A 5,856-nucleotide genomic window follows, 5' to 3' on the forward strand; every position below is an offset into this window, starting at 1 on the left:
TTAAAAGAACATCCCCCATCAATCATAGCAACATTTTTTTAATGAGAAGTAAACTAACTTTCAACCAAGTAAAGAATGCTGAATTATTAATTTTCTTCGCACTGCCCGATTTTTAGTACAAAACACCAGTAAAATTTTTGCTACAGTACAATTTGGCATACCTTTTACAGTTTTAAGAAACTACGATCAAGGTAGCGGGGAAAATAAGCTTAAAGGTACTCCCCTTATCTTTTTCAGAAATCACTTCAATTTCAACATCATGAAAGGCCGCAATTGATTTTACAATAGGCAGTCCCAGTCCAAAACTATCCTGTTGTAATGACTGTCTGAATTTTTTGAAGCGGTTAAAGATCAGCGGTATGGCGTCTTCGGCAATACCGATGCCCGTATCTGCAATGCTGATCATATATTTTTCGTGTACAGCCACCCCGGTTACCTTAATACTGCCGCCCTCGTTATTGTATTTGATGGCATTGTTAATAAGGTTAAAAAACAGGTTAAAGAGTAAAAACTTATTGATATTGACAAAATGCCAGTTATCGGGCATTGACATCTCGTAGTTAATATTTTTATCCTGCAGGCGGATGGAGATCTCATCATAAACGTCCTGCAATAACTCAGATACCGAAACTTTATCTTCTTTTAAAAACTGCTCATTCTCAATCTGCGAGATAAGCAACAGCGTTTTGGTAATACTTTTTAGCCGGTTCAGGATCTTTTGCATTTCCAACAATCTGCCTTTAAGCTCGTCGTTTATATCCTCCTCCTCAAACATGTTCTCAATTTTCGACTGGAGAATAGAGATCGGCGTCATGAGCTCGTGTGACGCATTGGAAATAAACTCCCGCTCTTTATGAAACTTATCGGCAATAGTCTCGATCATGTTATGGATACTGATATCCAAGTGCTGAAAATCGGAGGTTGTGGTACGAACCTGCCTGTAGGTATGAAAATTAGGGAATTTCTGTCCTACAAGTTTGGTCTTTATAATAAGTCTCAAGGGCTTAAGCACATAGGTTGAATACACCTGGTCGGCCAGTACGGTTAAGAGGATCATCCCCAGCAATACCTGAAAAGCGATGTTTTGCAGCGGTACGCTGGTTTCATCTAAAGTATCCACGCTTTTGCCTATCTCCAGCAGATAGTTCTTGTTTTTAACTTTAAAAGTATGGCTTAGTATCCGGTACTCTAAAGTATCGCCTTCGCTAAAAAGACGCTTGCCCCTTTTTATGGTATCCAGAAAATAATCGGGATCAACCTCGTCCAAACTAATGTATTCTTCCTTAAGCGGAAGGTAACTGCCATAACCTTCGCCGTTTTCTATGTAAGTTTCAATACCCTTGCTTTTTACAATTTGAAGCAGCTTATTCTTTTGCTTGATCAGCTTGCTATCAACGTAGTTGCGGCTGATATTTTTGATCAATACAGGAACAAGCAATACAAACAGTATCACGATAACCAGCTTGGAGATGGCGTTAAAAAGCGTAAGTTTTGTTCCTAATTTCAAATACTCAGGCGTTGATCTTTATTTTATAGCCCAAACCACGTACCGTTTCCAGCCAATCAGGCGGGGCATAGGCATTTAATTTTTTACGGATGTTTTTAATATGCGCGTCAATATAGTTGCTGTCGTAATCATTATTTACCACGCTGCCCCAGATATGTTCGCTAAGTTGCATACGGGTAAGCGTACGGTTTTTATGCAAAATTAAATAGGCTATAAGGTCAAATTCCTTTTTGGTGATGGTATTAACAACGCTGTTGTAGTAGGATATAGTACGTGCTGTAAGATCGATGAGAAAACCGCCCAGTTCAATAATGTTATTTTTAACCCCAAATTTACGCCTGATGATGGCCTGCATACGGCTTTGAAGCTCAAGCAGCGAGAACGGCTTGGGCAGGTAATCATCGGCGCCAAGGTCAAGGCCTTTGATGCGGTCATTAATTTCAGCACGTGCGGTCAATATGATACAGGCCGCATCCGAATTAGTCTTTTTTGATTCCCTGAGCAGGTCAAGACCGTCATAATCGGGCAGGCCAAGATCTATTAATATAAAATCGTATAGGTTGGTAGCAATTTTTTCGGATGCCGAAGTACCGTCAAAACAAACCTCGCAGATGTAGTTATAGTTTGAAAGAAAGATCTCCAGTTCGTGGGCAAGTGCTTGTTCGTCTTCTATTATTAAAACATTCATGTATTATAGCTAATAAAAAACGTAGTAAAAAGTTAAATTATAAAACGACTCGCGCCTGTTAAGCAATACCCCTTCCACATTAACCGGGATAGAATATTTGTATGAAAATTCAAAAGTATAATGCGGGCGGTTATAAGCCACCGGAATTTTGAAGCTATAATTAAGCATATTGAACCGGCGGTTACGGCTGGCGTAACGCGGATCATACTCAATAGAGATATTAGCCGCTTCATCCCTGAAATGATGATCGAGCGAATAGCGCTGGACAAAATTCTGTGTTCCCAGTATAAAATTAAAGGAAGGGTTAAAGGAAAGAAAATCCTGATCGTCAAAAATGCTCCAGCTGCTTTCCCAGTATTTGGAGTTGCTGATAGTTAAAAAGATATCGTTCGATTTGCCAAAAAGGTAATCAAGTACGGCACTTGTTTTCAGATATTTCCAATCATACGAGTTTTTAAAATTGATGTCGTTAGATGAGGCCGACTTAATAACCTGTGCGGCATCCCGGGCAAAAAAGAAACGGGTATAACTTGCCGAGCCTGAAAAAGCTTTTGAAAATTTATAAAAATAACCGCCGCCTAAATCAACTTCATCAACAGGGGCGTACCCTAAAACCTTAAAGGCCGAACCATATAAAAAAATACCCGATTTGGTATTGTAGATCAGATCGGCAGTAACAAAAGGATATTTTACCGGGCCTGTACGACCAAAAAACAGTACATCGCTGCCATAACTCACCCCGGCCGAAACCGACCGTTTACGAATGATGGTGTCAGAATCGGCTACTAAAGCATGCTTACCGGCAAAAAAGCGCAAATCAATATCCGCACCAAATACGGTACTGCTCGCGGCCACAAAAAAAAGTAAGCAAAGGTATTTCATCAATATAGTAAATTGTTTAACCTGTTTAACTGCCATTTCTCCTCGGTATTTCGGGCGGGCGCTCCATGCCCTCGGGCCGGCGCTGCCTTTTAGGTTTGGGCTTAGGCGGTACAGCATCGTCATCAACAGTAGCCGGCTTCGCCTGCCTTTTTGCCTTGGCTATTTCTTTGATCTTCTTCTTTTCATCCTCTTGTTGCTTTTTTGTTTTGGTAGTATCGGCCGTTAATGAAGTATACGACCACATAGCCGGCCTTTTGTTACCGGTATAAGCAGATGCATCAATGTTTTTTGTAAGGGCATTGGCAAATGATATACGTGTTGCAAATATCAATAACAGGACAATATACGCAAACCACTTTATCATTGAGGAGAAGAAAAGGTAAAAATAAGGCTCAAATAAGGGTCAATTTAAATGTTTACACCAAAATGAGAAAGGTACAACAAATAACAATTCATTTGCAGGGGCACTTGTAAAAATGCCGATGCAAATGAATAATAACAGATCACAATTATGATGAAAGGTTTATGATTGTACTTTAATGTTTGAAAATTAAAGCGTTATATCTTTTGATGGATAAACCCGGTTTTGATCATCAATGATAACGCAGGCAACCTGGTTAAGCTGATTGATCATATACAGGCCGGCATTAACACCTATGGTGAGTATTGGTGTAGCCAAGGCATCGGCAAATTCAGCGGTTGGGCTAAGAATGCTTACGCTTGTAATGCCGCTAACCGGGAAACCTTTTTTAGGGTTAAACACATTAGTGAATTTTTTATTACTGATGCTTGCATATTTTTCGGCATTAACCGAAGTAGCAAAAGCAAGGTTACTGATCTCCAAATCGGCAAATGGTTGATTTTGCTGAGTGCTGTCAGCATCGGCAACTGTCCATGGCTGCAGGTTTGGCTGTAAGCCCCATGCAAGCAGATCGCCACCAAAATTGATAACACCGCTGCTTACACCATTCATTTGCAATACATATTTAGCCCTGTCGGCAGCATAACCTTTACCGTTTGCGCCAAAGCCTATACGCATCCCTTTTTCTTTCAGAAATACGGTTTGAGCCGCAGCGTCAAGCACTATATTTTTGTAGCTGGCGAGTGACAGCGTACGTTTGGCAGTTTTTACCGATGTGTTTTCAGTTGCAATTTCGTTAGCTGCATTATCGGCCAGGTAAGTGATATCAAAAGCACCATAAGTAAGCTCAGATATTTGAAGCGCCCTGTCAATAAGCCTGAAAGTTTCGCCGTCGGCTTTTACCGGGGCAATGCCGGCATTACGGTTTATCTGGTTGATGCTGCTATCGTCACTAAAAGCAGAAAGCAGTTTTTCAACCCTGTTAATTTCATCAATGGCAATGTCAATTTGCTCATCGGCCAGCAGGGGGTTATTGCCCACTACACTAATCTCAAATTTATCGCCCATTAAACGTATGTTGCGTTTGTAGACTGTTAAATTATCGGTTAAAGTTTTTATAGCCAGCATAATAATAATCTTTTAAGTATCTAAAAATGAACACACAATGCACCGTAAATTACCTTACGCGAGTTTGATCAATTACGCTACATCACTTCTTTACAAAAACTAAAGTAGCGGCGCTTTATGAAATTGAGATGAAAAAGGCTTTTTAATTAATATAATTAACTGATTTTGACATTTTTTAACACTTAAATGATAAAAAGAGTTAAAGCGGGCAGAAGCACTAACTGAAAATGGCAGTGTTGAAGCAACATCGAAATAAAATATCTTTTTTCCTCTGCTTTTATAAATCTTCAGCAGGATATGGTGTTGAATATCTTGAAAGTAATATAGTCCATATAAAACCTGATTATGTCCATTTATCAGCTTGTTTTATTATCGAAAATTACGGACCAATTATCAATCAAAGAAAAGTTTATGAGAAAGAATCAAATCCTTTCAGCAATAGCTGTGACACTGGCTTGCGCTGTTTTGTCCTGTCGTAAAAATGCTGTGCCTCCTGCACAACAACGAGTGAATCAATCAGTTATAAATTCCGTTCAAAGCGGGGGAAGCATAACTGTAGGAATAGGAAGCCCCCTCCAGAAGATTGACCTTATAGGGGCGGGCTGCTATTTTTATAGTGGGCACCTGGTAAACGGGATAACTAATTTTACTGATGCAAGCAACTGGCTTTGGCATGACCTTAATGTAAATGTTTTTAAAATTGTACTTAGAGCTGATGGGGTGGAGGATGTGAATGATAATACAGACCCGAATAACACAGATTTTTCTAAATTTAATTTTACCGGCAATTCTAACCTGGTTGACCAGATAACAGCGTTAAAAAAAGCGCAGCTTATAAATCCGGCTATTAAAGTTTGGGCTATTGTATTATCTCCGCCTAAATATTTGAAAACTAACAATAGCGTTAATAATGGAGGAACGCTTAATGCCAGTGTAACCAATGCTTATAGCGAGTTCGGCGAATTTTTGTATGCTCATATTAAAAATCTAAAAGACAATGGAATAACTGTTAATTATTTGAGCTTAATGAATGAGCCCGATTACCCCTCTTCGGGTATAGCATATGAATCGGCGGAGTTTACCACAGCGCAAGCCCAAAGTGTATATACAAGCACTGTCGGATGGCTTAAAACTAAATTACAGTCATTGAGTATCTCTGTACCTGTTTTTGCATCTCCGGATTGTATTGATGTAACCCATACCGGATCATATGTTTCGGGGCTTAATGCCTCGGGGAACGTAAGTCTTTTCACCACTCATCAATATTTTAATAGTTCTGCTGCTAACTTT

The 5,856-nt window shown here is 39.6% G+C and carries 6 protein-coding genes; 1 reads left to right on the forward strand and 5 read right to left on the reverse strand.

Annotated features, from left to right (window positions below; genetic code table 11):
- Nucleotides 1–172: 172 nt before the first annotated feature.
- The 5 genes from VF500_RS17835 to VF500_RS17855 form a co-directional block, all read right to left on the reverse strand.
- Nucleotides 173–1,507 carry a HAMP domain-containing sensor histidine kinase gene (locus VF500_RS17835; protein ID WP_330860976.1) on the reverse strand — a complete coding sequence of 445 codons (1,335 nt, stop codon included), beginning with the start codon at nucleotides 1,505–1,507 and terminating at the stop codon, nucleotides 173–175.
- A 4-nt stretch (nucleotides 1,508–1,511) separates the two neighbouring features.
- Complete coding sequence (locus VF500_RS17840; RefSeq protein ID WP_121233363.1) at nucleotides 1,512–2,195, reverse strand: response regulator transcription factor; 684 nt, start codon at nucleotides 2,193–2,195, stop codon at nucleotides 1,512–1,514.
- 9 nt (nucleotides 2,196–2,204) lie between these two features.
- Entirely contained in the window at nucleotides 2,205–3,113 is a 909-nt protein-coding gene (locus tag VF500_RS17845; RefSeq protein WP_330860977.1) for a hypothetical protein, read from the reverse strand.
- On the reverse strand, nucleotides 3,103–3,441 hold the full coding sequence (locus tag VF500_RS17850) for a hypothetical protein (protein ID WP_330860978.1): 339 nt from the start codon (nucleotides 3,439–3,441) through the stop codon (nucleotides 3,103–3,105). Before VF500_RS17850 ends, VF500_RS17845 begins: the two co-directional genes overlap by 11 nt.
- 186 nt (nucleotides 3,442–3,627) lie before the next feature.
- Nucleotides 3,628–4,566: an FAD:protein FMN transferase gene (locus VF500_RS17855; protein WP_330860979.1), complete on the reverse strand. Its 939-nt coding sequence runs from the start codon at nucleotides 4,564–4,566 to the stop codon at nucleotides 3,628–3,630.
- A 411-nt stretch (nucleotides 4,567–4,977) separates the two neighbouring features.
- Between VF500_RS17855 and VF500_RS17860 the strand changes: the two genes are divergently transcribed.
- On the forward strand, nucleotides 4,978–5,856 hold an 879-nt coding region (locus tag VF500_RS17860), incomplete at its 3' end, for a glycoside hydrolase (protein ID WP_330860980.1).

Source organism: Mucilaginibacter sp. (genome assembly GCF_036383575.1).
In the GTDB taxonomy this organism is placed as follows: domain Bacteria; phylum Bacteroidota; class Bacteroidia; order Sphingobacteriales; family Sphingobacteriaceae; genus Mucilaginibacter.

Coding starts and splice junctions, on each gene's coding strand:
- VF500_RS17840 (WP_121233363.1), bottom strand. CDS start 2,195: ATGAATGTTTTAATAATAGAAGACGAACAAGCACTTGCCCACGAACTG.
- VF500_RS17845 (WP_330860977.1), bottom strand. CDS start 3,113: ATGGCAGTTAAACAGGTTAAACAATTTACTATATTGATGAAATACCTT.
- VF500_RS17850 (WP_330860978.1), bottom strand. CDS start 3,441: ATGATAAAGTGGTTTGCGTATATTGTCCTGTTATTGATATTTGCAACA.
- VF500_RS17855 (WP_330860979.1), bottom strand. CDS start 4,566: ATGCTGGCTATAAAAACTTTAACCGATAATTTAACAGTCTACAAACGC.